This is a genomic window from Variovorax sp. 278MFTsu5.1 (assembly GCF_048305045.1).
GTDB classification, from domain to species: Bacteria; Pseudomonadota; Gammaproteobacteria; order Burkholderiales; family Burkholderiaceae_C; genus Variovorax; species Variovorax guangxiensis.
In genome coordinates this window covers 5,658,867-5,681,484 of sequence record NZ_CP157622.1, presented here as the reverse complement: position 1 = coordinate 5,681,484, position 22,618 = coordinate 5,658,867, and the positions used below count along the sequence as shown (strand labels likewise).

The following is a 22,618-nucleotide window of genomic DNA, read 5'->3' as shown; positions in this document are numbered from 1 at the left end:
GGCCGTCTAGGAATCCGCTACCGCGTAGGGCGTGAACCGGCTTTCGTTCTCGTTCACGTCCAGCGCCCGCCCGATGAACGGGAACGCCCGCTGCGGGCAGGCTGTGCGCTCGCACACCTTGCAACCCATGCCGATCGGCGTAGGGGCTTCCTGATCGCTCAGGTCGAGGCCCTTGGAATAGACCAGCCTCGGCGCATGCCGGATGTCGCAGCCCAGGCCGATCGCGAAGGTCTTGCTCGGTGAGCCGAAGCCGCGCTGCCCGTGCGACACGGTGCGCGCCACCCACAGGTAGGTGCGCCCGTCGGGCATGCGCGCGAGTTGCCGCAGCACCCGCCCGGGCTGCGCGAAGGCTTCGTACACGTTCCACAGCGGGCAGGTGCCGCCGGTCTTGGAGAAGTGGAAGTGCGTGGCCGACTGCCGCTTCGAGATGTTGCCCGCGCGGTCCACGCGGATGAAGAAGAAGGGCACGCCCGGCGCGCCGGGCCGCTGCATCGAGCTCAGGCGGTGGCAGACCGTCTCGAAGCCCACGCCGAAGCGGCGCGCCAGCAGGTCGATGTCGTAGCGCAGGGCTTCCGCCGTCCTCAGGAACAGGCCATAGGGCAGCAGCATGGCGCTGGCGAAATAGTTCGCCAGGCCGATGCGGGCCAGCGCATGCGTGGGCGCGTCGTCGTTGAAGTCGGCGCCCTGCAGCAGCAATTCGATGAGCCGTGCCTGCTCCAGCAGCGCCAGCTGGGTCGCGAGCTGGAAGGCCTGCTGGCCGGGCTCCAGGCCGGCCGACAGGTGCAGCACGCGGTTGACGGGGTCGTAGCGGCGCTGGCTGTCGATGGCGTCGTCGTCGGTGGGCACCACGTGCACGCCGTGCTGCTTCGAAAGGCGCTGCTGCAGCCATTCCGACAGCGGACCACCGCGGGCGCGCGCTTCGTCGGCGAGCCTTTCCGCCTGCAGGTCGAACTCTTCGAAATGGTTCTGGTGGGCGAAGAAGAAGTCGCGCACCGCCTCGAAGGGCATGGGCCGCGCGTTCGTGAGTTCGCCGCGCCCGTCGCCGAGCTCGGTGGCCATGATCTCCAGCCGTTCCATCGCTTCCTGGTGGCGGCGGTGCAGCGCGAGCAGCGCGCGCGCAACGGCCGGCATCTGCGAGGCCACCTCGCGCAGCTCGGGCAGGGCGACGGCTTCACCGCCGGGGTTGTCAGCCAGAGCGTCGCGCATGCCAGAGACCAGGCGGGCTTCCTCGTCTTCCGAGAACTGCTGCACGTCGACGCCGAGCGTGCGGCTGATCCTGAGCAGCACGGCCACGGTGAGCGGTCGCTGGTTCTGCTCAAGCTGGTTCAGGTAGCTGGGCGACAGGCCCAGCGCCTGCGCCAGCGCCACCTGCGTCATGCCGCGCTCGGCGCGCAGCTTGCGCAGGCGCACGCCCATGAAGGTCTTGCTCATCGTGCGGCTCCTTGCTGCATCTGTAGTGTTCGCAATATTTGCAAATCAGGCGTTTTCTATTCGCAATGATTGGCAAATTCAGTCCTTCATTATGGGTACGCATTTGCGTAAATTGCGAATCATGACAAACCGGAACACGGCGCTCGAACTCACGGAAATCGTGTTTCCGGAGCATGCGAACCACTACGGCACGCTGTTCGGCGGCAACGCCCTGATGCTGATGTCCAAGGCGGCCTTCCTGGCGGCGCGCGACTTCGCGCAGGCCGACGTGGTCATGGCCGGTTGCGGCGACGCGCAGTTCCTCGCGCCCGTGCCGGTCGGCAGCGTGCTGCGGCTGCGCGCATGGATCAGCCGGCGGGGACGCAGCTCGCTCACCGTCAGCGTCACCGGCAGCTTCGAGCAACTGGGGCAGGCGCCGCGCGAGGCGCTGCGCTCCTTCTTCGAGATGGTCGCCGTCGACAAGAGCGGGCGGCCCAGGCGCATCCCCAGCGCACAACCGAATCCAGAAAAGGAAGCAGCATGAACGACATCGCCTCCCCTGCCGAAGCCCTCACCGGCTTCAAGCCGAAGAAGTCCGTGGCCCTGTCCGGCGTGACGGCCGGCAACACTGCGCTGTGCACCGTCGGGCGCACCGGCAACGACCTGCACTACCGCGGCTACGACATCCTCGACATCGCCGAGGTCTGCGAGTTCGAGGAAATCGCGCACCTGCTGGTGCACGGCAAGCTGCCCACGGCGGCGGAGTTGCGCGCCTATAAGGCGAAGCTCAGGTCGATGCGCGGCCTGCCCGCGAGCCTGAAGGAGGCGCTGGAGCAACTGCCTGCCGGCGCGCACCCGATGGACGTTATGCGCACCGGCGTCTCGTCGCTGGGCTGCATGCTTCCCGAGAAGGAAGACCACAACCTGCCGGGCGCGCGCGACATCGCCGACCGGCTGATGGCATCGCTGGGCTCGATGCTGCTGTACTGGTACCACTGGTCCACGCAGGGCAAGCGCATCGACGTGGAAACCGACGACGACTCCATCGGCGGCCACTTCCTCCACCTGCTGCATGGCCGCAAGCCCTCCGAGGCCTGGGTGCGCGCGATGCACACCTCGCTCAATCTGTACGCCGAGCACGAGTTCAACGCGTCGACCTTCACTGCGCGCGTGGTGGCGGGCACCGGCTCCGACGTGTACTCGGCCATCACCGGCGCCATCGGCGCGCTGCGCGGGCCCAAGCACGGCGGAGCCAACGAGGTGGCCTTCGAGATCCAGAAGCGCTACGACTCGCCCGGCGAAGCCGAGGCCGACATCCGCCGCCGGGTGGAGGCCAAGGAGGTGGTAATCGGCTTCGGCCACCCGGTCTACACGGTGAGCGATCCGCGCAACGTGGTCATCAAGGGCGTGGCGAGGTCGCTGTCGCAGGAGGCGGGCTCGACCAAGATGTTCGACATCGCCGAGCGGCTCGAAGGCGTGATGTGGGAAGTCAAGAAGATGTTTCCCAACCTCGACTGGTTCAGCGCCGTGAGCTATCACATGATGGGCGTGCCCACGGCCATGTTCACGCCGCTCTTCGTCATCGCGCGCACCTCGGGCTGGGCGGCGCACATCATCGAGCAGCGCGTCGACAACAAGATCATCCGGCCCAGCGCCAACTACACCGGGCCGGAAGACCTGGAGTTCGCGCCGATCCAGGATCGGAAGTAAAAAGACAAGAAGGCAAGAGGCCCGAGCGCCGCCCCATGAACACCCAGTACCGCAAGAACCTTCCCGGCACTTCGCTGGACCATTTCGACGCGCGCGAGGCCGTCGAGGCCCTGCGTCCAGGCGCATGGGCCACGCTACCCTATACCTCGCGCGTGTACGCCGAGAATCTTGTGCGCCGCTGCGATCCGGCCATCCTCGAACAGAGCCTGCGGCAGATCGTCGAAGGCAAGCGCGACCACGACTTTCCGTGGTTTCCGGCGCGCGTGGTGTGCCACGACATCCTGGGCCAGACCGCGCTGGTCGACCTGGCCGGCCTGCGCGACGCCATTGCCGAGCAGGGCGGCGACCCGGCGCAGGTGAACCCGGTGGTGCCGGTGCAGCTCATCGTCGACCATTCGCTGGCGGTGGAGTGCGGCGGCTTCGACCCCGATGCCTTCGAGAAGAACCGCGCCATCGAGGACCGGCGCAACGAAGACCGCTTCCACTTCATCGACTGGACGAAGCGGGCCTTCAGGAACGTGGAGGTGATACCGCCGGGCAACGGGATCATGCATCAGATCAACCTGGAGCGGATGTCACCCGTGGTGCACGCGCAGGACGGCGTGGCCTACCCCGACACGCTGGTCGGCACAGACAGCCACACGCCGCACGTCGACGCGCTGGGCGTCGTGGCCATCGGCGTGGGTGGGCTGGAGGCCGAGAACGTGATGCTGGGCCGGGCCTCGTGGATGCGCCTGCCCGTCATCGTCGGCGTGAAGCTCTCGGGCCGGCCGCGGCCGGGCATCACCGCCACCGACGTGGTGCTGGCGCTCACCGAGTTCCTGCGCCAGTCGAAGGTGGTGGGCGCCTACCTGGAGTTCCATGGCGAGGGTGCCGCGAGCCTCACGCTGGGCGACCGCGCGACCATTTCCAACATGGCACCCGAGTACGGCGCCACTGCCGCGATGTTCGCGATCGACCAGCAGACCATCGACTACCTGCGCCTGACCGGCCGCAGCGACGAGCAGGTGCGGCTGGTGGAAACCTATGCGAAGCACACCGGCCTGTGGGCCGATGCGCTGAAGGACGCGGTGTACGAGCGCGTGCTGCACTTCGACCTCTCGACGGTGGTACGCAACATGGCGGGCCCGTCGAATCCGCATGCGCGCGTGGCCACCGCCGATCTCGCGGCGCGCGGCATCGCGGCGCCGTGGCGCGACGAGCCGGGCCGCATGCCCGATGGCGCCGTGATCATCGCGGCCATCACCAGCTGCACCAACACCAGCAACCCGCGCAACGTGATCGCCGCCGGCCTGCTTGCGCGCAATGCCAACCGACTGGGGCTCGTGCGCAAGCCCTGGGTCAAGTCTTCGTTGGCGCCGGGCTCCAAGGCCGTGACGCTGTACCTGCAGGAAGCAGGCCTGATGGGCGAGCTCGAAAAGCTCGGCTTCGGCGTGGTGGCCTATGCCTGCACCTCGTGCAACGGCATGTCGGGCGCGCTCGATCCGGCGATACAGCAGGAGATCGTCGAACGCGACCTCTACGCGACGGCGGTGCTCTCGGGCAACCGCAACTTCGACGGTCGCATCCATCCGTATGCACGGCAGGCCTTCCTTGCCTCGCCGCCGCTGGTGGTGGCCTACGCCATCGCCGGCACCGTGCGCTTCGACATCGAGCGCGACGTGCTCGCCGTGGTCGAGGGCAGGGAAGTGCGGCTGAAGGACATCTGGCCCGACGACGCGGAGATCGACGCCATCGTGAAGTCCAGCGTGAAGCCCGCGCACTTCCGCGAGGTGTACGAGCCGATGTTCGCGATCCGGCCCGATGCGGGCGACAAGGTGGCGCCGCTGTACGACTGGCGCCCCGCCTCCACCTACATCCGCCGCCCACCCTACTGGGAAGGCGCGCTGGCCGGCGAGCGCACGCTCAGGGGCATGCGGCCGCTGGCGATCCTGCCGGACAACATCACCACCGACCACCTCTCGCCCTCCAACGCGATCCTGATGGACAGCGCCGCCGGCGAGTACCTCCACAAAATGGGCCTGCCCGAGGAGGACTTCAATTCCTACGCCACCCATCGCGGCGACCACCTCACGGCGCAGCGCGCCACCTTCGCCAACCCGACGCTCAGGAACGAGATGGTGCGCAAGGAAGACGGCAGCGTGCGCGTCGGTTCGCTGGCGCGCGTGGAGCCTGAAGGGCAGGTCATGCGCATGTGGGAGGCCATCGAAACCTACATGCTGCGCGGGCAGCCGCTGATCATCGTGGCGGGCGCCGACTACGGCCAGGGCTCCTCGCGCGACTGGGCCGCCAAGGGCGTGCGCCTCGCGGGCGTGGAGGCCATCGCGGCCGAGGGCTTCGAGCGCATCCACCGCACCAACCTGATCGGCATGGGCGTGCTGCCGCTCGAATTCAAGCCCGGCACCAGTCGCCTCACGCTGGGCCTGGACGGCACCGAGACCTACGACGTGACCGGCGCGCGCGAGCCGCGCGCCGACCTCACGCTGGTGGTCCGCCGCCGCAACGGTGAACGGCTCGAAGTGCCGATGACCTGCCGCCTCGACACCGCCGAGGAAGTTTCGATCTACGAAGCGGGCGGCGTGCTGCAGCGCTTCGCACAGGACTTCCTTGCCTCGGCCGCGCCCGTGGCCGCATGAACCGAGAATCGCAGCCCATGGCTTCCTTCGCACCACAGATCAGGATTCCCGCCACCTACATGCGCGGCGGCACCAGCAAGGGCGTGTTCTTCCGCCTGCAGGACCTGCCCAGGGCCGCGCAGGTGCCCGGCAAGGCGCGCGATGCGCTGCTGCTGCGCGTCATCGGCAGCCCCGACCCCTACGGCAAGCAGATCGACGGCATGGGCGCCGCCACCTCGAGCACCAGCAAGGCGGTGATTCTTTCGAAGAGCGACAGGCCCGGCCACGACGTGGACTACCTCTTCGGCCAGGTGTCGATCGACCAGCCCTTCGTCGACTGGAGCGGCAATTGCGGCAACCTCTCGGCGGCGGTCGGGCCCTTCGCGATTTCCAATGGCCTCGTCGACGCGAGCCGCGTGCCGCGCGACGGCGTGGCGGTGGTGCGCATCTGGCAGGCCAACATCGGAAAGACCATCGTCGCGCATGTGCCGTTGGCCGATGGCGCGGTGCAGGAGACCGGCGACTTCGAGCTCGACGGCGTGACCTTCCCGGCCGCCGAGGTGCAGCTCGAATTCATGGACCCGGCCGCGGAAGAAGAAGGCTCGGGCGGCGCGATGTTCCCCACCGGCAACCTCGTCGATGAGCTCGAGGTGCCCGGCGTCGGCACGCTGCGCGCGACGATGATCAACGCCGGCATCCCGACCATCTTCGTGGAGGCCGAAGCCATCGGCTACACGGGCACCGAGTTGCAGGACGCGATCAACGGCGACGTCGCCGCGCTCGCGAAGTTCGAAGCCATCCGCGCGCACGGCGCGGTGCGCATGGGGCTCATCAAGAACGTCGGCGAAGCGGCAGGGCGCCAGCACACGCCCAAGGTCGCGTTCGTCGCGAGGCCAGCGAGCTACACGGCTTCCAGCGGCAAGCCGGTCGCGGCGGGCGATGTCGACCTGCTGGTGCGCGCGCTGTCCATGGGCAAGCTGCACCACGCCATGATGGGCACGGCGGCGGTGGCCATCGGCACGGCGGCGGCCATTCCGGGCACGCTGGTCAACCTCGCGGCCGGCGGCGGCGAGCGCTCGGCGGTGCGCTTCGGCCATCCCTCGGGCACGCTGCGCGTCGGCGCGCAAGCCAGCCGGGTCGATGGCGAATGGCGCGTGACCAAGGCCGTGATGAGCCGCAGCGCCCGCGTGCTGATGGAAGGCTGGGTGCGCATGCCCGGCGATACGCTCTGACCTCCGGAATCAACAAGACAACGCAACACAACAAGGAAGAACCGATGTCGACTCGCAAGACCCTCCGAGCCCTGGCCGAAGCGCGCCGGGGCGTGCTGGTGCCGGGTGCCTTCAACGCGCTGTCGGCGCGCGTGATCGAGGACCTGGGCTTCGAGGCCATCTACGTCACCGGCGCGGGCGTCACCAACATGTGGTTCGGCCTGCCCGACCAGGGCTTCATGGGCCTGCACGAGATCGCCGACCACACGGCGCGCATCCGCGACGCGGTGGGCCTGCCGCTGATCGTGGATGCCGACACCGGCTTCGGCAACGCGCTCAACGTGCGCCACACGGTGCGCGTGCTGGAGCGCGCGGGTGCCGACTGCATCCAGTTCGAGGACCAGGTCGCACCCAAGCGCTGCGGCCACTTCTCGGGCAAGGACGTGATCTCCACCGAGGAGGCCGTCAACAAGATCAAGGCTGCCGTCGATGCGCGCACCGACCCCGATCTGCTCGTCATGGCCCGCACCGACGCCGCCGCCACGCTGGGCTTCGAGGCCGCCATCGAGCGCGCGCAGAAGTTCAGCGAGGCGGGTGCAGACATCCTCTTCGTGGAGGCCGTGACCACGGCCGACGAGATCCGCGCGCTGCCGCAGCGGCTGAAGAAGCCGCAGCTCATGAACATGGTGATCGGTGGCAGGACGCCGATCTTCGGCGCCGAGGAACTCGCCGGGCTGGGCTACGGCATCGTGCTGTATGCCAACGCGGCGCTGCAGGGGGCAGTCGCCGGCATGCAGAAGGCGCTGACGGTGCTGCGCGACACGAAGCGCGTGGACGAAGACCCGGCGCTGGTCGTGCCCTTCGCGGAACGCCAGCGGCTGGTGGGCAAGCCCGAACTCGACGCGCTGGAGAAGCGGTACGCGAGCTGAGCAGGAGAAGGCGGGAGAAGGCAGGACAAGGGCTGGCGCCGCTAGCGCAGCACCAGCACCGGGATGTGAGAGTGCGTCAGCACATGCAGCGTCTCGCTGCCCATCAGCAGGCGCGCCAGGCTGCGCCGGCCGTGGGAGGCCATCACGATCAGGTCGCACTGCTGGTTCTTCGCGGCCGCGATGATGGCCTCGGCCACCTGGTTCGACTTCATGACCACTGCCCTCGGATTGCGCACGCCCCTGGCGGTGGCGGCGGCGACCGACTTGTCGACCAGCCGGCGCGCGGCATGGTCCGACTGCTCCTGCGCGGCCTCGATGTCGCGCTGGCTCAGCATCAGCGATCCTTCGAAGTAGCCGACGGGCTCGATGTGCGCGACGGTGACGCTCACCAGTTCGGCATTGCAGAGCAGGGCCAGATCGATGGCGGCATTGACCGCCTGCTCCGACAGCGCAGAGCCGTCGGTTGCCACGAGAACACGCTTGTACATGGCAGGCTCCTTGGCCCCCGGCACCGCGGGTGCCCTCGAATTCCAGTCTAGTCGGCCATGGCGGCGGTGCAAGCGGTCGCGGGCAATTGCGGCGCGATCAGAGGCGGCCCTCTATTTTTCGCGCCGGCTGCCGATATAGCTTCTTTCCCTTGCGGACAACCAGAGGAGGACAGAGATGCTCAATACCATCGGCGCGAGCGGCGGCGCAACAGGCAGCGGGGTCAACGTGAACGCCGAGATCGCGAAGATCCAGCGGCAGATCACCGCCACGCAGAAACAGATCGGCGAGACGCAGGCCCAGCTGCTCGCCGCGCCCGAGGATGCCCGCGATGCGATCCGGATGCAGCTCGAGGCGCTCGCGGCGAAGCTCGCGATGCTGCAGCAGCAGATGAATGCGCTGCGCAACGCCGGCGTCCAGCAGAGCGCGATGGCCTCGCTGGAGGAAGGCGCAGCGGGTACGCAGCGCGCCAGCCGCGGTGCCTCGGGCACGCTCGGCAGCGTGGTGGACGTGCAGGCCTGACCGCCCGCTTGATCACCCGCGGGGGTCAGCCGCCGCGCTCGGGCCAGCGGTGCCGTGTTCCGCCCGAGCGCCGGTTCGCCTTTTCCGCCACCACGCCCTGCGCGAGCAGTTCCTCGCCGCGCTGCTCCAGGTGGTGCAGGCAGCGCAGGAGGGCGTCCAGGTCCGCGGGCGCCACGCCTTCCAGCAGTTCCGTGTTCAGCCCCGCGATGCGCGGAAAGAGCCTGCCGAAGAGCTGCTGGCCCGAGGCGCTCAGCCGCACATGCACCTCGCGCCGGTCCTCGGCGTTCTGCCGGCGCTGCACCAGCTTCTTCTCGACCAGGCTGCGCAGTCCGCGCGAGGTGCGCACACGGTCCAGGTGCAGCTGGGTGGCCAGCGCCGAGGAGGTCATCTCGCCCTCCTGGGCGAGCGTGGCGATCATTCCCCACTCGCGGCGCGTGATGCCGAAGCCGCCCTCGACCAGCCGCGTCGCCATGCCGCTGCCCGCGCGCACGGCGCGCGCCATGCGGTAGAGCAGCAGGTCGTCCAGTGAATGGGGCGCGCGCAACGCTCCTGCATCGGGGAAAGCTTGTTGCATACAGGTGACGGAACGTGAAGGGCGCGAGCGGTTGAAGTGTGGTTCGCCCGCCTCGGCAGGCACTTGATTGATTAGATCAACTGTTTCCCTGTACGTATAAACCAGTAACAAATTTGAACGACCGGAAACAGTCTTGGTGCGCGATTTTCGCCGCGAAACCGCGCCTGCCCGTCCTTCCGTTCGTACCCACCTCCGCAGGAGACCCGATCCGATGCCCGCATTCCTTTCCCGGCGCAAGCTCATCATGGCATGGGGCGTCGCCCTGGCCGCCTGCGCTCCCCTGGCCCAGGCCCAGGCGCCCGCCGCGCTGGACGGTGGGCCGCTCACCCTCGTGGTCGGCTATGCCCCGGGCGGCAGCACCGACCGCATCGCGCGGCTGATCGCCGAGCGGCTCACGCCGAAGCTCGGCGTGCAGGTGAGTGTGGAAAACCGTCCGGGTGAGGGCGGCCGTCTCGCGGCCAAGGAAGTGAAGCGCGCGCCCGCCACGCAGAACGTGCTGATGCTGGGCAACCCCGCCGTGATGGTGGTTGCGCCGCTGGTCATCAAGGACGCGGGCTACGACCCCGACAAGGACTTCGTGCCCGTTTCGCAGGTCAGCAGCTACGACTTCGCGCTGGCCGTCGGCAGCAAGCTCCAGCTCGACCGCGCGATGTTCCTCGTGGGCCGGCTGTGGGCCCATCCTGAAGAAGCCATCTTCGGCGTGCCCGCCACCGGCAGCCTGCCGCACTTCTTCGGCCTGATGGTGGGCGACGCGCTGAGCGTGCAGCCGCAGATCAAGGGTTACGGCGGCTCGGCGCCGCTGGCGGCCGACCTGGTCAACGGCAGCCTGCCGATTGCCATCGACACGCTCGACTCGCTCTATCCGCAGCACGTGGCCGGCAAGATCCGCATCCTGGCCACCTCGGGCAAGAAGCGCGCGAGCTTCGCGCCCAACATCCCGACCTTCAGCGAGGCCGGCATGAAGATCGACGCCGACGGCTGGAACACCTTTTTCGCGCCAGCGGCCATGCCGCCCGCCAAGGTGCAGCTGCTGGCCAATTCGATCCGCGACGTGATGAAGGACCCGGGCTTGCACAAGGCGGCCGACGCGCTCTTCATCACGCCCGTTTCCAGCAACGCGGCGGAAACGACGCAGATGTTGAAGGCCTACCGCGCGCAGTGGGAACCCGTGGTCCGCCGCTCGGGGTTCCATCCCTGAGCCTCGCACCGTCGGCCCGGTAGCTCGTCAGTTCATCAGCTGGCGAGCGCCCGCATCTCGGAGATCAGATCGGCCTTGCCCTCGAAGCCGATGCCCGGCAGCGGCGGCAGGGTGACGTAGCCGTTGTCCACCTTCACGCCGTCGGGGAAGCCGCCGTAGGGCTGGAACAGGTCGGGGTAGCTCTCGTTGCCGCCCAGGCCGAGGCCGGCCGCGATGGCCAGCGACATCTGGTGGCCGCCGTGCGGAATGCAGCGCGAGGGCGACCAGCCGTTCTCCTTCAGCATGTCGAGCGTGCGCAGGTACTCGACGAGGCCGTAGCTCAGCGCGCAGTCGAACTGCAGCCAGTCGCGGTCGGGGCGCATGCCGCCGTGGCGGATGAGGTTGCGCGCGTCCTGCATCGAGAACAGGTTCTCGCCCGTGGCCATCGGGCCGGCATACACCTCGCCCAGCTTGGCCTGCAGTTCGTAGTCGAGCGGGTCGCCGGCTTCCTCGTACCAGAAGAGCGGGTATTGCGAGAGCGCGCGGCCGTAGTCGATGGCGGTCTGCAAATCGAAGCGGCCGTTGGCGTCCACCGCGAGCTGCTGGCCGGGGCCGAGGATCTTCAGCACCGACTCGATGCGCTCGCAGTCCTCGGCCAGCGTGGCGCCGCCGATCTTCATCTTCACCACCGAGTAGCCGCGCTCCAGGTAGCTGGTCATCTCGCGCTGCAGGCCTTCGAGGCCTTTGCCGGGGTAGTAGTAGCCGCCCGCCGCGTAGACGAACACGCGCGGGTCGGGCTTGCCGGTGCCGTAGCGCTCGGCCAGCAGCTGGTAGAGCGGCCTGCCGGCGATCTTGGCGGTGGCGTCCCACACGGCCATGTCGATGGTGCCCACGGCTACCGAGCGCTCGCCATGGCCGCCGGGCTTCTCGTTGATCATCATGCGGGCCCAGATCTTGTGCGGATCGAGGTTGTCGCCGGTCTCGTCGAGCAGCGAGGCCGGCTTGGCCTCCAGCAGGCGCGGCAGGAAGCGCTCGCGGATCAGCCCGCCCTGGCCGTAGCGGCCGTTGGAATTGAAACCGTAGCCGACGACGGGCCTGCCGTCGCGGATCACGTCGGTGACCACCGCCACGAGGCTCAGTGTCATCTTCGAGAAATCGATGTAGGCGTTGCGGATGTCCGACTTGATGGGGCGGGTGGATTCGAGGATGTTGACGATTTTCATGGTCGGGTTCCGGATGGAAGAGAGGGAAAGCGAAAGAGGTTCAGAGATGCAGCGACGAGCCGCCGCAGATCGGGATGTCCTGCCCCGTGATGGCCGCCGCTTGCGGCGAAAGAAGAAAACCGGTGAGCGCCGCGATCTCCTCGGGCTGGATCAGCCGGCCGATGGGCGGCAGGCGCGGTGCGCTGCCCGCGCGGGCCGGGTCCTGAAGCATCGATGTCTGCGTGGCGCCGGGCGACACCACGTTGACGGTCACGCCGTGCGAGGCGACTTCCGCCGCCCAGCTTCGCGCGAGCGCGATCAGCGCGGCCTTGGTCGCGGCGTACTGGCCGCGCCCGGGCAGGCCCTGCGCGACGCGGCTGCCGACGAACACCACGCGGCCGTTGCCACGCGCCGCCATCGCGGGCACGAGCGCGTCGGCCAGGCGCGTGGCAGCGTCCACGTGCAGGCGCCACATCAGTTCGCCGCCCGCATGGTCGAGTTCGCCCAGCGGGCCGACGCGTAGCACGCCGGCCGCGTGCACCAGCGCGCCCGCGTCCTGCAGCGCCGAGGCGGTGCGCGCAATGGCGGCGGCGTCGCTGAGGTCCACCGCCATGTGCGTGAAGCCGGCGTGGGACGACAGCGTGGGCGCGGCCAGGTCCAGCCCGCTCACGCGCCAGCCCGACTGCAGCAGGTGCGAGGCGATGGCGCGGCCGATGCCGCCGCTGCTGCCCGTCACCACGGCGTGCGGAAGCTGGGCTCCCTTATTCGACATGGATGTTGCCTTCGGTGATGATCTTCTTCGAGCGCGCCATGTCCTCGGCCTGGAACTTCGCGAAGTCCTCGACGCTGCCCGGCGTCAGCAGCAGGCCCTGCGCGTTCAGCGTCTCGCGCATGTCGGTGCCCAGCGCCTTGTTGACCTCGGCGTTCAGCCGCTGCGTGATGGCCGGCGGCAATTTCGCCGGGCCCCACAGGCCGTACCAGCTGTAGAACTCGTAGCCAGGGATGCTCTCGCCCACCGTGGGCACGTTCGGCAGGCTGGTGGCGCGCGTGGCCGAGGTGACGGCAATCACCTTCAGCATGCCGCTCTTGTGGTACTGCAGCGAGCCGAGGATGGGGTCGATGAAGCCGTCGATCTGCCCGCCGATCAGGTCCTGGAAGGCAGGCGCCGTGCCCTTGTACGGCACGATCAGGTAGTCGAGCCCGCCGCCCGCGCGCTTGAGCAGCTCGGTCGACAGGTGCCCCGCCGAGCCGATCGAGCCCACCGCGAAGGTCATCTTGCCGGGGTGCGCCTTGGCGTATGCGATGAGCGACTTCACGTCGGTCACCGGCAGGTTCTTGTTGATCGCCACCGACAGCGGGGCCTTGGCCACCAGCGCCACCGGGGTGAAGTCGCGCACCACCTCGTAGGGCACCGACTTCATGGTCATCGGCGCGGTGGTGAAGGTCGATGCGTTGAACAGCAGCGTGTAGCCGTCGGCCGGTGCCTTCGACACCACGTCGGCGCCGATCACGCCGTTGCCGCCGGGGCGGTTCTCCACGATGAAGGTCTGGCCCGTCTGCTCGCCCAGCTTCTGCGCCAGCAGGCGGCCGACCGTGTCGAGCGTGCCGCCGGGCGGGAAGGGAATCACCATGCGCACCGGGCGGGCGGGCCAGTTCTGGGCGAGGCCGGCGGTCGATACGGCGGCCAGCGCGAGCGCGGCCAGCGTGGCGCGCAGGAAGTGCTTGCGTTGCATGTCTCTTGTCTCCTGGTTTTCTTTTCATCGAGGGGCGCGGCGGCCCCCTGCTGTCAGCGATTCGACAGGCCCGCCTGCTCGACGGCGGCGCGCAGCGCGTCCATCTCGCGCGCGTTGGGCGCCTCCGTGGGCGGGCGCACCGTGGCGTTCTCCAGCACGCCGGCCAGGTACATGCCGCCCTTCATGCGGGCGTGGGCCTCGCCGGTGGGCTCGCCGCCGCCGTACACCGCGTCCTTCAGCGGCGTGATGAGCGCCTGCACCGCCATCGCCTTCTTAAGGTCGCCGGCCTTCACCGCGTTCCACAGGTCGATGATGAGTTGCGGGATGAAGGTCGCGAAGCCGACCAGCGCGCCGTCCACGCCCTGCACCATCGACGCCAGCAGGTACTCGTCGTGGCAGGTGAGGATGGCCTTGGAAGCATCGGCCTCGCGTATCGCCTGGATGTCGCGGGCGTACTTGTTCATGTCGCGCTGGCCCACCTTGAAGGCCTGCAGGTAGGGCAGGCGCGCCAGTTCGGCCAGCAGCTGCGACGAATACGAGGCACGCGTCCAGGCCGGGTACACGTGGCAGACCAGGTCCAGTTCGGGCGCGGCGCGGTGGATGGCCTCGAAGTACTGCAGCGCGTGGCCGGGCGTGAAGCCGAAGCGCAGCCAGTGGTGCGGCGGCATCACGTCCAGCGCCACCGCGCCGGCGGCCTGGGCGGCGCGGGCGTGCTCGGCGGCTTCGGCCAGGCCTTCGCAGACGATCGACGAGATCACCGGCATGCGGCCGCGCAACTCGTCGGCGACGATGCGCGTGACCTCGGCGCGCTCCGAGGGCGTGAGCGAGAACACCTCGCCGGTGTGGCCGTTGGTCATGACCGCCACCACGCCGTCATGGCCGGCGAGCCAGGAGGCCAGCTTGCGCAGCGCGGGTTCGTCGATGCGGTGGTCGGCCGTGAAGGGGCAGGAAATGGCGGGAATGATCCCGCGATAATTCGCGATGGAAGGCATGCTGTGTCTCCGTGGTGGTTCAAGGTGCAGGAATGGGTGCATCTTTTGCCGGCGGGGTGCGGACCGTCCAATACTCGAATCGCATACAACTATTCAACCCGACCGACCGCGCAGCGCATGGGCCCCGGCAACCGACCCCTCGACCTCGAATGGCTGGAAGACTTCCTGGCCCTGGCCGAGACCGGCAATTTCTCGCGCGCCGCGCAGGCGCGCTCCATCGCGCAGCCCGCCTTCAGCCGCCACATCCGCTCGCTGGAGGAATGGGTGGGCGTCGATCTGTTCGACCGCAGTGCGCACCCCACTGCGCTCACGGCCGCCGGCAAGCGCTTCCAGCCGCTGCTGCAGGAAGTGCTGGCCGGCCTGGAGGCCGCGCGCATCAAGGCCCGCGCCGCGCACGACCTGGCAGCCGCCAGCCTGAGCTTCGCCGCCACGCATGTGCTCTCGCTCACCTTCTTTCCGCGCTGGCTCGCGAGCGTGGAATCGCGGCTGAGCATGGGCCCGATCCAGACCATTTCCGACAGCTCCTACGCCTGCGAAGACCTGATGCTGCAGCGCCGCGTGCAGTTCGTGCTGTGCCACGGCCATGCCGATGCGCCGGGCCGGCTCGACGAGGCGCAGTACCCCGTGCGGCGGCTGAGCGAAGACGTGCTCGTGCCAGTGAGCGCGCCCGATACCGGCGGCGCCCCGCTGCATGCGCTGGGCAAGGGCCAGTCGCCCTCCGTGCTGGCCTACAGCGAGGCCTCGGGCCTGGGCCGCATCATGCGTGCCATCCAGGACATCGAGTTCGGCAAGGACTTCGCCGCGTCGCTGTCCATCGTTTTCACCGCGCACCATGCCGCGCTGCTGCGCACCATGGCGCTCGAAGGCCGCGGCCTCGCATGGCTGCCGATGAGTTTGGTGTCGGACGATCTGCGCGGCGGCGCGCTGGTCGATGCCGGCGCGGGCGGCTGGCGCGTGCCGGTGGACATACGCCTGTACCGCCAGCAGGCGCAGATGGCGCCGGTGGCGGAGGCGTTGTGGGGGCTGGTCAGCGAAGCTGGCTGATCAGCACTTCGTTTCAGTTGGCGCAGCGCGCTTCGAGGGCATCGAGGAAGCTGCGGTCCCAGCGGCCTTCCTTCATCGCCGCGATGGTGCGCGCCTCGGTCTCCAGGTGCGCGCGCGCCTTCTCGATCAGCAGCTCCGCCTCGTCGGGCGGGAAGGCCATCAGGCCGTCCTGGTCGCCCACCACGATGTCGCCGGGGTTCACGATCATTCCGCCGACCGACACCGGAACGTTGATCTCGCCGGGGCCGTCCTTGTACGGGCCGCGGTGGTTCACCCCGCGCGCGTACACCGGGTAGTCGCGCTCGCGGATCTCGGCCACGTCGCGGATGGCGCCGTCGAGCACCAGGCCGGCGGTGCCGATGGTCGCGGTGTAGAACGACAGGATGCCGCCGATCACCGCGTTGTTGAGGTCGCCGCCCGCGTCGATCACCAGCACGTCGCCGGGCCTGCAGAACTCGAAGGCGCGCATCGGCGTGAGGTTGTCGCCGCCGCGCGTCTTCACGGTCACGGCCGTGCCCGCCATGGTCTTGTGGCCGGGGCGGTGATAGGGCTGCAGGCCCACGCTGCCGATGTTGCGGTGCATGTTGTCGCTGAGCGCGGCCACCGGGATGTCGCGCAGCGCGGCAATGATGTGCGGCGCCACCTGCGGTGCCGACGGGTTCTTGCGAATGGCTTTGTAGGGCATGGGGAGCGTCCTCGTCTTGAAGTCTTCAGCGCAATGCGGCCACGGCGCGCGCGACGCGCTTGCAGCCCTCTTCCAGCGTCTCGAGCGACGTGGCGATGGAAAGCCGGAAGTAGGGCGAGAGCCCGTAGGCCGTGCCCGCCACCACCGCCACGCCCTCGCTTTCGAGCAGGTACATCACCACGTCGCCGTCTTCGCGCAGCTGCCTGCCCTCGGGCGTGGTCTTGCCGATGAGGCCGCCGCAGTTGATGTACAGGTAGAAGGCGCCGGGCGGCGTGGCGCAGCTCAGGCCGGGAATGTCGTTGACCAGCGCCAGTGTGCGGTCGCGCCGCTGCCGGTAGACGGCCACGCTCTCGGCCACGAAGGCCTGGTCGCCGTTGAGCGCCGCCGCTGCCGCCGCCTGGCTCACCGAGCAGCAGTTGCCGGTGGACTGCGACAGCAGCGTGTCCAGCGCCTTGATCAGGTCCGCCGGGCCGGCCGCGTAGCCGATGCGCCAGCCCGTCATCGCGTAGGTCTTGGACACGCCGTTCACGATCAGCGTGCGCTCGCGCAGCGAGGGCGCCACGCCGAGGATGTGCGGCAGCGGTTCGCCGTCGAAGCGGATGTGCTCGTAGATCTCGTCGGTCATCACCATCACCTGCGGATGGCGTTCCAGCACTTCGGCCAGCGCGCGGTATTCGGCGGCCGTGTAGCTCGCGCCGGTCGGGTTGCTCGGCGAGTTGATCAGCAGCCAGCGCGTGCGCGGCGTGATGGCCGCCTCGAGCTGCGCGGGCGTCAGCTTGAAGCCGTTGGCCTCGGGGCAGGCCACGGTGACGGGCGTGCCCTCGCAGGCCAGAACCATGTCGGGATACGACACCCAGTAGGGCGCCGGGATGATCACCTCGTCGCCCGGCTCCAGCGTGACCGCGAAGGCGTTGTAGATCGCGCTCTTCGCGCCGCTGGTGGCGATGATCTCGTTCATCGCGTAGCTCAGGCCGTTCTCGCGCTGCAGCTTGGCGACGATGGCTTCGCGCAGCTCCACCGTGCCCGCCATCAGCGTGTAGCGCGTGGCGCCGCGCTCGATGGCGGCCGCCGCGGCCTGGCGGATGTGCGCGGGCGTGTCGAAGTCGGGCTCGCCCACCACGAGGTTCACGATCGACTTGCCCTGCCTGCGCAGTTCGTTGGCGCGGTCGGCGGCCGAGGTGCTGGGCGAGGGCTTGATGCGCCGCACGCGGGCGGCGATTCTGGAGACAGCGTGGGAAGCAGCGTGTGGGTTGGTGGCTTGCATGGACCGAACGGTACGCACATCGATCCCGCGAGGCCAAGACGAGATTGCACTGGTCGTATAGGCGCAGCTTATGACTCATGGTGAGCACCCATATCCGCCGCGCGGGGCCGGTGCTAGGCTTGGCTTTTGCTTGGGGACAAGGCGTGAACCTGCGACGCCTCAAATACTTCGTGAAGATCGTGGACATCGGAAGCCTCACTCAGGCGGCCGAGGTTCTTTTCATCGCCCAGCCCGCGCTGAGCCAGCAGCTGGCCACGCTCGAAGGCGAAGTGCGCCAGCAACTGCTGGTGCGCACCAAGCGCGGCGTGACGCCCACCGAGGCCGGCAAGGTGCTGTACCGCCACGCGCAGATCATCCTGCGCCAGTGCGAGCAGGCCCGTGTAGACATGGAAGCCGCCGGCGAAGGACTGTCGGGCCAGGTGTCGGTGGGCCTGGCGCCGGGTACGGCGGCATCGGCGCTCTCGCTGCCGCTCTTGCGCACCGTGCGCGCGCGGCACCCGGGCATCCTGCTCTACCTGAACGAGAACTACGGCACCACGCTCAGCGAACTCATCATGAACGGCCGCATGGACCTGGCCGTGCTCTACGGCGACAAGGCCATCCACGGCTTGAGCTTCCTGCCGCTGCTGAAGGAACCGCTCTTCCTGGTCGGGCCGGCCTCGATGCCCGCACCCTCGCAGCCGGTGAAGCTGGCCGACCTGCGCGACATCGAACTCTTCCTGCCGCGCCCCTACAACGTGGTGCGCAAGCTGGTGGACGCGGCCTTCGTGCGCGCGGGCATGGTGCCGCGCGTGGTGGCGGAGATCGAATCGGCCTTCACCCTCACGGCGGCCATTGCCGACGGGCTGGGCGCCACCATCCTGCCGGCGTCGATGGCGCGCGAGGTGGTGGCGAGCTGCGGCGCATGGCAGTTCCCCATCGTCGATCCGGTCATCGAGGCGCCGCTGGCGCTGTGCCAGTCCGACCACCTGCCACTGTCGGAGCCGGCGCAGGCGGTGAAGGACATCCTGCTCGAACTGGTGGCCGACCTCGCGGGCACCGTCGCGTCCACGCCCGAGCCCGAGATCGCCGCCCTGTCCTGAGCCGGCCGTCATAAGCCGCCCTTATCCCGGCACAGCCAATCCGTCTTGGGCTTTGTGCCCGCTGCCCGCTACCTTTCATGCATGCCGTCACGCGTTCGCGGAACGCGTCGGCCATCGAAGCCCCGGCATGAAGCAGGAACAGATCAAGACGCTCATCGACGCTTTGGCCGCATCGGACCTGGCGGAACTGGAATTCAGCGAGAACGGCAGCACGCTGCGGCTGGTGAAGCTCGCGGCGCTGGGCGTTGCGCCCGCTGCACGGGCGCCTTCCGCCGCACGCAGGGCTCCGCGACAGGCCCTGGAAGCAAGTGCCGATCCGACGGCCGCCGGTACCGAATGCCTCGCGCCGCTGCACGGCGTGGTGCACCTGCAGCCCGCACCGGGCGAACCGCCTTTCGTGCGGCAGGGCCAGGCCGTGGAAGCGGGCCAGCTGCTGTGCGTGATCGAGGCGATGAAGATGTTCAACGAGGTCCGCGCCGACGCGGGCGGCACCGTGCAGCAGGTGCTCGTGCAGTCGGGCCAGGAAGTGGAAGCGGGGCAGCCCCTGTTCCGCTTCGCCTGAGGAGGCACGCGCGATGTCCTTCGACACCGTCCTCATCGCCAACCGGGGCGAGATCGCCCTGCGCATCCAGCGCGCCTGCCGTGGGCTCGGCCTGCGTACCGTGGTCGTGCACTCCGAGGCCGACCGCGACGCGGTGTATGTCGCGCAGGCAGACCAGGCCCTGTGCCTGGGCCCCGCCGCGCCGGGCCAGAGCTATCTCAACCAGTCCGCCATTCTTTTCGCCGCCGAAGTGAGTGGCGCGCAGGCGATCCATCCCGGCTATGGCTTCCTGTCGGAGAACGCGGGCTTCGCGCAGCGCGTCGAGCAGGCCGGCCTGGTCTTCATCGGCCCCAGCGCCGCCTGCATCCGCACCATGGGCGACAAGGTCTCCGCCAAGCGTGCGATGCGCAAGGCCGGCGTGCCCTGCGTGCCCGGCCCCGACGAGGCGCTGCCCGACGATGCCGCCGCCGTGCAGGCGCTGGCGCGCGAGATCGGCTACCCCGTCATCGTCAAGGCCGCGGGCGGCGGCGGCGGACGCGGCATGCGCGTGGTGCACGACGAAGCGGCGCTGCCCGGAGCGATGGCGCTCACGCGCGAGGAAGCGCGCCAGGCCTTCGGCAACCCCGAGGTCTACATCGAGAAGTTCCTGCTGCACCCGCGCCACGTCGAGATCCAGGTGCTGGCCGACAGCCACGGCAACGCCGTGTGGCTGGGCAGCCGCGACTGCTCGCTGCAGCGCCGCCACCAGAAGGTGATCGAGGAAGCGCCCGCGCCCGGCATCGACGAGGCGCTCTTGGCCGAGGTAGGCGAGCGCTGCGCGGCGGCGTGCCGGCAGATCGGCTACTGCGGCGTCGGCACCTTCGAGTTCCTGTACGAGAAGGGCGCCTTCTACTTCATCGAGATGAACACCCGCCTGCAGGTCGAGCACCCGGTGACGGAGATGACCGCCGGCATCGACATCGTGCAGCAGCAGCTTCGCATGGCGCGCGGCGAGCGCCTGTCGATCGCGCAGGCCGACGTGCACTGCCGGGGCCACGCCATCGAGTGCCGCATCAATGCCGAGAACCCCGACACTTTCGCGCCCTCGCCGGGGCGCATCGCCGGCTGGCATATGCCCGGCGGCTTCGGCGTGCGCGTCGATTCGCACGCGGGCACGGGCTACCGCGTGCCGCCGTACTACGACTCGATGATCGCCAAGCTCATCGTGCACGGCGCGAGCCGCGCCGACGCGCTCGAGCGCATGCGCATGGCGCTGGCCGAGACGCGCGTGGAGGGCATCGCCACCAACGTGCCGTTGCACCGCGCGCTGCTGCGCGACGAGGGCTTCGCGGCCGGCGGCGTCGATATCCATCATCTCGAACGCTGGCTGCAGCAAAGGAGCGCGGCGTGAGCACGGCACCATCCATCAGCCTCCTGGGCACCACCGCGCTGCTCTTCGAGGCGCCCGGCGGCATGAACCTGCCTTCGCAGCAGCGCATCTGGGCGCTGGCGCGCGAGGCCGAGCGCTGGCCCGAGGTGCGCGAGGCCGTGCCGGGCATGAACAACCTGATGCTCAGCTTCACGCGCGCGCCGCGCCAGCTCGACGCGTTGCGCACGCGCCTGTGCGAAGCCTGGGACGTGGCCACCGCCTTGCCGCGCGAGGGCCGCATCGTCGAGCTGCCTGTGGTCTATGGCGGCGAGGGCGGTCCGCACATGGCCGACGTGATGGCGCACACGGGGCTTGGCATCGACGCCATCGTCGAGCTGCACAGCACGCCGCTCTATCCGGTGTACGCGTTGGGCAGCCACCCGGGCTACTGCTACCTGGGCGGCATGGACCCGCGCATCGCCACGCCCCGGCGCAAGGTGCCGGTGCTGAGCATTCCCGGCGGCGCCGTGTCCATCGGCGGCGCGCAGACGGGCGTGTCGGCATCGGCCGGCCCCAGCGGCTGGAACACCATCGGCACCACCTCGATGGTGTTCTTCGACCCCGCGCAGGACCCGCCCGCGATGCTGCAGCCGGGCGACATGATCCGCTTCCGCGTGGAGGGCATCGTCCGATGATCGAGATACTTTCCTCCGCCGCGCTCGCCACCGTGCAGGACCTGGGCCGCACCGGCAGCCTGCGCTGGGGCGTGGGCACTTCGGGCGCCATGGACAACCTCGCGCTGGCCGCCGGCAACCTGCTGTTGGGCAATGCGCTCGGCGCGGCCGCCGTCGAGGTGCCGGTGTTCCCGTTCAAGGTGCTCTTCGACGACGACTGCGCCTTCGCACTCACCGGCGCCGACTGCGCCGCCCGGCTCGACGAGCAGCTTCTGCTGCCCTGGTGGGTGCACCAGGCGCGCGCAGGCCAAGTGCTCACGCTGGGCCTGCCGCGGGGCGGCGCCCAGCGCGGCAGCCGTGCCATGCTGTGCGTGGCCGGCGGCATCGACGTGCCCGAGGTGCTGGGCTCGCGCAGCACCCAGCTGCGCGGCGCCTTCGGCGGCCATGAGGGGCGCGCGCTGCGCAAGGGCGATCTGCTGCGCGCGGCTGGAGCCGGGGCTGTGTGCCGCACCGGGTTCGGTCTGGTTCCTCCGTCGCTCGCGCTGCCGCTGGAGCGCGGCGGCGTCGCGGCCGTGCGCGTGCTGCCCGCCGCCGAGTACATGGCCTTCGAGCCAGCCTCGCGCGAGGCCTTCTGGGGCGGCGAATGGAAGATCACGCCGCACAGCGACCGCTACGGCTACCGCCTCGAAGGCGAGGCGCTGCGGCCCATCGCACCGATGGAGCTGCGCTCGCACGGCATCGTGCCCGGCGTGATCCAGGTGCCGCACAGCGGGCAGCCCATCATCCAGATGCGCGACGCCCAGCCCTCGGGCGGCTACCCCAAGTTCGGCACCGTGATCGAGGCCGACATGTGGCGCCTGGGGCAGGCGCCCATCGGCAGCCGCATCCGCTTCATCGAGACCACCTGGGACGAGGCACTGGACGCGCTGGACGAGGTGCGCGGCTGGCTCGACAAGGTGGCGCGGATGGTCGAACTGCACCGCGGCGCGCCCGCCGCCACGAAATGACCGGCATGCAGGACGTCTCCCGACTCGCCGCCTGGCTGGCCGGCACCGACATCGGTTTGCTCGAACTGCGCACGCCGCAGGGCACGCTGCGCCTCGGACGGAAGGGCGACTACATCGTCGAGCTGCCGGAAGAAGAGGAGGAAGAAGAGATCGAACTCGTATCGATCCGCGCCCCTTCGCTCGGCGTCTTCCTGCACGGCCATCCGATGGCCGCCGTGCCGCTGGCACGCATCGGCGCGCGCGTGGCGGCCGGCCAGGCCGTCGGCCTGCTGAAGATCGGCCCGCTGCTGCTTCCGGTGACGGCGCCGCAGGCGGGCATCGTCGACGGCATCCGTGCGGCCGACGGTGTCGCCGTCGGCTACGGCAGCCCGCTGATCGATCTGCATCCTTTCTGACAGAACGAGAAAGAGAA

Annotated in this window: 23 protein-coding genes; 14 read left to right on the top strand and 9 right to left on the bottom strand. The window is 69.3% G+C overall.

Annotated features, from left to right (window positions below; translation table 11 throughout):
- Nucleotides 1-6: 6 nt before the first annotated feature.
- Nucleotides 7-1,431 (bottom strand): short-chain fatty acyl-CoA regulator family protein, encoded by a 1,425-nt coding sequence (locus ABL844_RS26350; protein WP_418129555.1) that lies wholly within the window; start codon nucleotides 1,429-1,431, stop codon nucleotides 7-9.
- Here ABL844_RS26350 and ABL844_RS26345 point away from each other — a divergent pair.
- Genes ABL844_RS26345 through ABL844_RS26325 form a run of 5 tightly spaced genes read left to right on the top strand, consistent with a single transcriptional unit; the run spans nucleotide 1,415 to nucleotide 7,875 of the window.
- Nucleotides 1,415-1,954 (top strand): acyl-CoA thioesterase, encoded by a 540-nt coding sequence (locus ABL844_RS26345; RefSeq protein WP_418129554.1) that lies wholly within the window; start codon nucleotides 1,415-1,417, stop codon nucleotides 1,952-1,954. The two genes, ABL844_RS26350 and ABL844_RS26345, sit on opposite strands and share 17 nt — an antisense overlap.
- Nucleotides 1,951-3,120 carry a bifunctional 2-methylcitrate synthase/citrate synthase gene (gene prpC / locus ABL844_RS26340; RefSeq protein WP_418129553.1) on the top strand — a complete coding sequence of 390 codons (1,170 nt, stop codon included), beginning with the start codon at nucleotides 1,951-1,953 and terminating at the stop codon, nucleotides 3,118-3,120. Before ABL844_RS26345 ends, prpC begins: the two co-directional genes overlap by 4 nt.
- Before the next feature lie 35 nt (nucleotides 3,121-3,155).
- Nucleotides 3,156-5,756: a Fe/S-dependent 2-methylisocitrate dehydratase AcnD gene (gene acnD, locus ABL844_RS26335; RefSeq protein ID WP_418129552.1), complete on the top strand. Its 2,601-nt coding sequence runs from the start codon at nucleotides 3,156-3,158 to the stop codon at nucleotides 5,754-5,756.
- A gap of 17 nt (nucleotides 5,757-5,773) precedes the next feature.
- Complete coding sequence (prpF, locus tag ABL844_RS26330; protein ID WP_418129551.1) at nucleotides 5,774-6,967, top strand: 2-methylaconitate cis-trans isomerase PrpF; 1,194 nt, start codon at nucleotides 5,774-5,776, stop codon at nucleotides 6,965-6,967.
- Nucleotides 6,968-7,011: 44 nt separating this feature from the next.
- Nucleotides 7,012-7,875, top strand: a complete 864-nt coding sequence (locus tag ABL844_RS26325) for an isocitrate lyase/PEP mutase family protein (protein ID WP_126025002.1) — start codon at nucleotides 7,012-7,014, stop codon at nucleotides 7,873-7,875.
- Between the two features lie 41 nt (nucleotides 7,876-7,916).
- Here the strand turns inward: ABL844_RS26325 and ABL844_RS26320 are convergent, their stop codons facing one another.
- The gene (locus ABL844_RS26320) at nucleotides 7,917-8,363 is read right to left on the bottom strand and encodes a universal stress protein (RefSeq protein ID WP_126025001.1); all 447 of its coding nucleotides are present in this window, start codon (nucleotides 8,361-8,363) and stop codon (nucleotides 7,917-7,919) included.
- A gap of 175 nt (nucleotides 8,364-8,538) precedes the next feature.
- On the opposite strand from ABL844_RS26320, the gene ABL844_RS26315 reads away from it, so the two are divergent.
- The gene (locus tag ABL844_RS26315; RefSeq protein WP_418129550.1) at nucleotides 8,539-8,883 is read left to right on the top strand and encodes a FlxA-like family protein; all 345 of its coding nucleotides are present in this window, start codon (nucleotides 8,539-8,541) and stop codon (nucleotides 8,881-8,883) included.
- 25 nt (nucleotides 8,884-8,908) lie between these two features.
- Here ABL844_RS26315 and ABL844_RS26310 read toward each other — a convergent pair whose 3' ends face one another.
- Nucleotides 8,909-9,457: a MarR family winged helix-turn-helix transcriptional regulator gene (locus ABL844_RS26310; protein ID WP_184642236.1), complete on the bottom strand. Its 549-nt coding sequence runs from the start codon at nucleotides 9,455-9,457 to the stop codon at nucleotides 8,909-8,911.
- A gap of 211 nt (nucleotides 9,458-9,668) precedes the next feature.
- Here ABL844_RS26310 and ABL844_RS26305 point away from each other — a divergent pair, with 211 nt between their 5' ends.
- A complete protein-coding gene (locus ABL844_RS26305; RefSeq protein WP_369660930.1) occupies nucleotides 9,669-10,655 on the top strand; it encodes a tripartite tricarboxylate transporter substrate-binding protein in 987 nt (328 codons plus the stop codon).
- A gap of 35 nt (nucleotides 10,656-10,690) precedes the next feature.
- Here ABL844_RS26305 and ABL844_RS26300 read toward each other — a convergent pair whose 3' ends face one another.
- Genes ABL844_RS26300 through ABL844_RS26285 form a run of 4 tightly spaced genes read right to left on the bottom strand, consistent with a single transcriptional unit; the run spans nucleotide 10,691 to nucleotide 14,561 of the window.
- Complete coding sequence (locus ABL844_RS26300; RefSeq protein ID WP_418129549.1) at nucleotides 10,691-11,857, bottom strand: mandelate racemase/muconate lactonizing enzyme family protein; 1,167 nt, start codon at nucleotides 11,855-11,857, stop codon at nucleotides 10,691-10,693.
- A 40-nt stretch (nucleotides 11,858-11,897) separates the two neighbouring features.
- Nucleotides 11,898-12,608 (bottom strand): SDR family NAD(P)-dependent oxidoreductase, encoded by a 711-nt coding sequence (locus tag ABL844_RS26295; RefSeq protein ID WP_184642233.1) that lies wholly within the window; start codon nucleotides 12,606-12,608, stop codon nucleotides 11,898-11,900.
- The gene (locus ABL844_RS26290; RefSeq protein ID WP_418129548.1) at nucleotides 12,598-13,569 is read right to left on the bottom strand and encodes a Bug family tripartite tricarboxylate transporter substrate binding protein; all 972 of its coding nucleotides are present in this window, start codon (nucleotides 13,567-13,569) and stop codon (nucleotides 12,598-12,600) included. Before ABL844_RS26290 ends, ABL844_RS26295 begins: the two co-directional genes overlap by 11 nt.
- A gap of 53 nt (nucleotides 13,570-13,622) precedes the next feature.
- Nucleotides 13,623-14,561, bottom strand: coding sequence for a dihydrodipicolinate synthase family protein (locus ABL844_RS26285; RefSeq protein WP_418129547.1), 939 nt, complete (start codon nucleotides 14,559-14,561; stop codon nucleotides 13,623-13,625).
- A 117-nt stretch (nucleotides 14,562-14,678) separates the two neighbouring features.
- Here ABL844_RS26285 and ABL844_RS26280 point away from each other — a divergent pair, with 117 nt between their 5' ends.
- Nucleotides 14,679-15,605, top strand: coding sequence for a LysR family transcriptional regulator (locus ABL844_RS26280; protein WP_418129546.1), 927 nt, complete (start codon nucleotides 14,679-14,681; stop codon nucleotides 15,603-15,605).
- Between the two features lie 13 nt (nucleotides 15,606-15,618).
- Here ABL844_RS26280 and ABL844_RS26275 read toward each other — a convergent pair whose 3' ends face one another.
- On the bottom strand, nucleotides 15,619-16,290 hold the full coding sequence (locus tag ABL844_RS26275; protein ID WP_184642229.1) for an RraA family protein: 672 nt from the start codon (nucleotides 16,288-16,290) through the stop codon (nucleotides 15,619-15,621).
- 25 nt (nucleotides 16,291-16,315) lie between these two features.
- Complete coding sequence (locus ABL844_RS26270; protein ID WP_418129545.1) at nucleotides 16,316-17,554, bottom strand: aspartate transaminase; 1,239 nt, start codon at nucleotides 17,552-17,554, stop codon at nucleotides 16,316-16,318.
- 143 nt (nucleotides 17,555-17,697) lie between these two features.
- On the opposite strand from ABL844_RS26270, the gene nac reads away from it, so the two are divergent.
- From nac to ABL844_RS26240, 6 genes are all read left to right on the top strand, one after another.
- Nucleotides 17,698-18,636, top strand: a complete 939-nt coding sequence (gene nac / locus ABL844_RS26265) for a nitrogen assimilation transcriptional regulator NAC (protein WP_184642227.1) — start codon at nucleotides 17,698-17,700, stop codon at nucleotides 18,634-18,636.
- A 127-nt stretch (nucleotides 18,637-18,763) separates the two neighbouring features.
- Nucleotides 18,764-19,198, top strand: coding sequence for an acetyl-CoA carboxylase biotin carboxyl carrier protein (locus ABL844_RS26260; RefSeq protein ID WP_418129544.1), 435 nt, complete (start codon nucleotides 18,764-18,766; stop codon nucleotides 19,196-19,198).
- A 13-nt stretch (nucleotides 19,199-19,211) separates the two neighbouring features.
- A complete protein-coding gene (gene accC, locus ABL844_RS26255; protein ID WP_418129543.1) occupies nucleotides 19,212-20,567 on the top strand; it encodes an acetyl-CoA carboxylase biotin carboxylase subunit in 1,356 nt (451 codons plus the stop codon).
- Nucleotides 20,564-21,220 carry a 5-oxoprolinase subunit PxpB gene (gene pxpB, locus ABL844_RS26250; RefSeq protein WP_418129542.1) on the top strand — a complete coding sequence of 219 codons (657 nt, stop codon included), beginning with the start codon at nucleotides 20,564-20,566 and terminating at the stop codon, nucleotides 21,218-21,220. The genes accC and pxpB overlap by 4 nt, the downstream gene beginning before the upstream one ends.
- Nucleotides 21,217-22,206, top strand: coding sequence for a biotin-dependent carboxyltransferase family protein (locus ABL844_RS26245; protein ID WP_418129541.1), 990 nt, complete (start codon nucleotides 21,217-21,219; stop codon nucleotides 22,204-22,206). The genes pxpB and ABL844_RS26245 overlap by 4 nt, the downstream gene beginning before the upstream one ends.
- Entirely contained in the window at nucleotides 22,203-22,601 is a 399-nt protein-coding gene (locus tag ABL844_RS26240) for an acetyl-CoA carboxylase biotin carboxyl carrier protein (protein WP_418129540.1), read from the top strand. The genes ABL844_RS26245 and ABL844_RS26240 overlap by 4 nt, the downstream gene beginning before the upstream one ends.
- Nucleotides 22,602-22,618 lie beyond the last annotated feature (17 nt).

Coding starts and splice junctions, on each gene's coding strand:
- ABL844_RS26345 (WP_418129554.1), top strand. CDS start 1,415: ATGAAGGTCTTGCTCATCGTGCGGCTCCTTGCTGCATCTGTAGTGTTC.
- ABL844_RS26350 (WP_418129555.1), bottom strand. CDS start 1,431: ATGAGCAAGACCTTCATGGGCGTGCGCCTGCGCAAGCTGCGCGCCGAG.
- prpC (WP_418129553.1), top strand. CDS start 1,951: ATGAACGACATCGCCTCCCCTGCCGAAGCCCTCACCGGCTTCAAGCCG.
- acnD (WP_418129552.1), top strand. CDS start 3,156: ATGAACACCCAGTACCGCAAGAACCTTCCCGGCACTTCGCTGGACCAT.
- prpF (WP_418129551.1), top strand. CDS start 5,774: ATGGCTTCCTTCGCACCACAGATCAGGATTCCCGCCACCTACATGCGC.
- ABL844_RS26325 (WP_126025002.1), top strand. CDS start 7,012: ATGTCGACTCGCAAGACCCTCCGAGCCCTGGCCGAAGCGCGCCGGGGC.
- ABL844_RS26320 (WP_126025001.1), bottom strand. CDS start 8,363: ATGTACAAGCGTGTTCTCGTGGCAACCGACGGCTCTGCGCTGTCGGAG.
- ABL844_RS26315 (WP_418129550.1), top strand. CDS start 8,539: ATGCTCAATACCATCGGCGCGAGCGGCGGCGCAACAGGCAGCGGGGTC.
- ABL844_RS26310 (WP_184642236.1), bottom strand. CDS start 9,457: ATGCAACAAGCTTTCCCCGATGCAGGAGCGTTGCGCGCGCCCCATTCA.
- ABL844_RS26305 (WP_369660930.1), top strand. CDS start 9,669: ATGCCCGCATTCCTTTCCCGGCGCAAGCTCATCATGGCATGGGGCGTC.
- ABL844_RS26300 (WP_418129549.1), bottom strand. CDS start 11,857: ATGAAAATCGTCAACATCCTCGAATCCACCCGCCCCATCAAGTCGGAC.
- ABL844_RS26295 (WP_184642233.1), bottom strand. CDS start 12,608: ATGTCGAATAAGGGAGCCCAGCTTCCGCACGCCGTGGTGACGGGCAGC.
- ABL844_RS26290 (WP_418129548.1), bottom strand. CDS start 13,569: ATGCAACGCAAGCACTTCCTGCGCGCCACGCTGGCCGCGCTCGCGCTG.
- ABL844_RS26285 (WP_418129547.1), bottom strand. CDS start 14,561: ATGCCTTCCATCGCGAATTATCGCGGGATCATTCCCGCCATTTCCTGC.
- ABL844_RS26280 (WP_418129546.1), top strand. CDS start 14,679: ATGGGCCCCGGCAACCGACCCCTCGACCTCGAATGGCTGGAAGACTTC.
- ABL844_RS26275 (WP_184642229.1), bottom strand. CDS start 16,290: ATGCCCTACAAAGCCATTCGCAAGAACCCGTCGGCACCGCAGGTGGCG.
- ABL844_RS26270 (WP_418129545.1), bottom strand. CDS start 17,554: ATGCAAGCCACCAACCCACACGCTGCTTCCCACGCTGTCTCCAGAATC.
- ABL844_RS26260 (WP_418129544.1), top strand. CDS start 18,764: ATGAAGCAGGAACAGATCAAGACGCTCATCGACGCTTTGGCCGCATCG.
- accC (WP_418129543.1), top strand. CDS start 19,212: ATGTCCTTCGACACCGTCCTCATCGCCAACCGGGGCGAGATCGCCCTG.
- ABL844_RS26245 (WP_418129541.1), top strand. CDS start 21,217: ATGATCGAGATACTTTCCTCCGCCGCGCTCGCCACCGTGCAGGACCTG.
- ABL844_RS26240 (WP_418129540.1), top strand. CDS start 22,203: ATGACCGGCATGCAGGACGTCTCCCGACTCGCCGCCTGGCTGGCCGGC.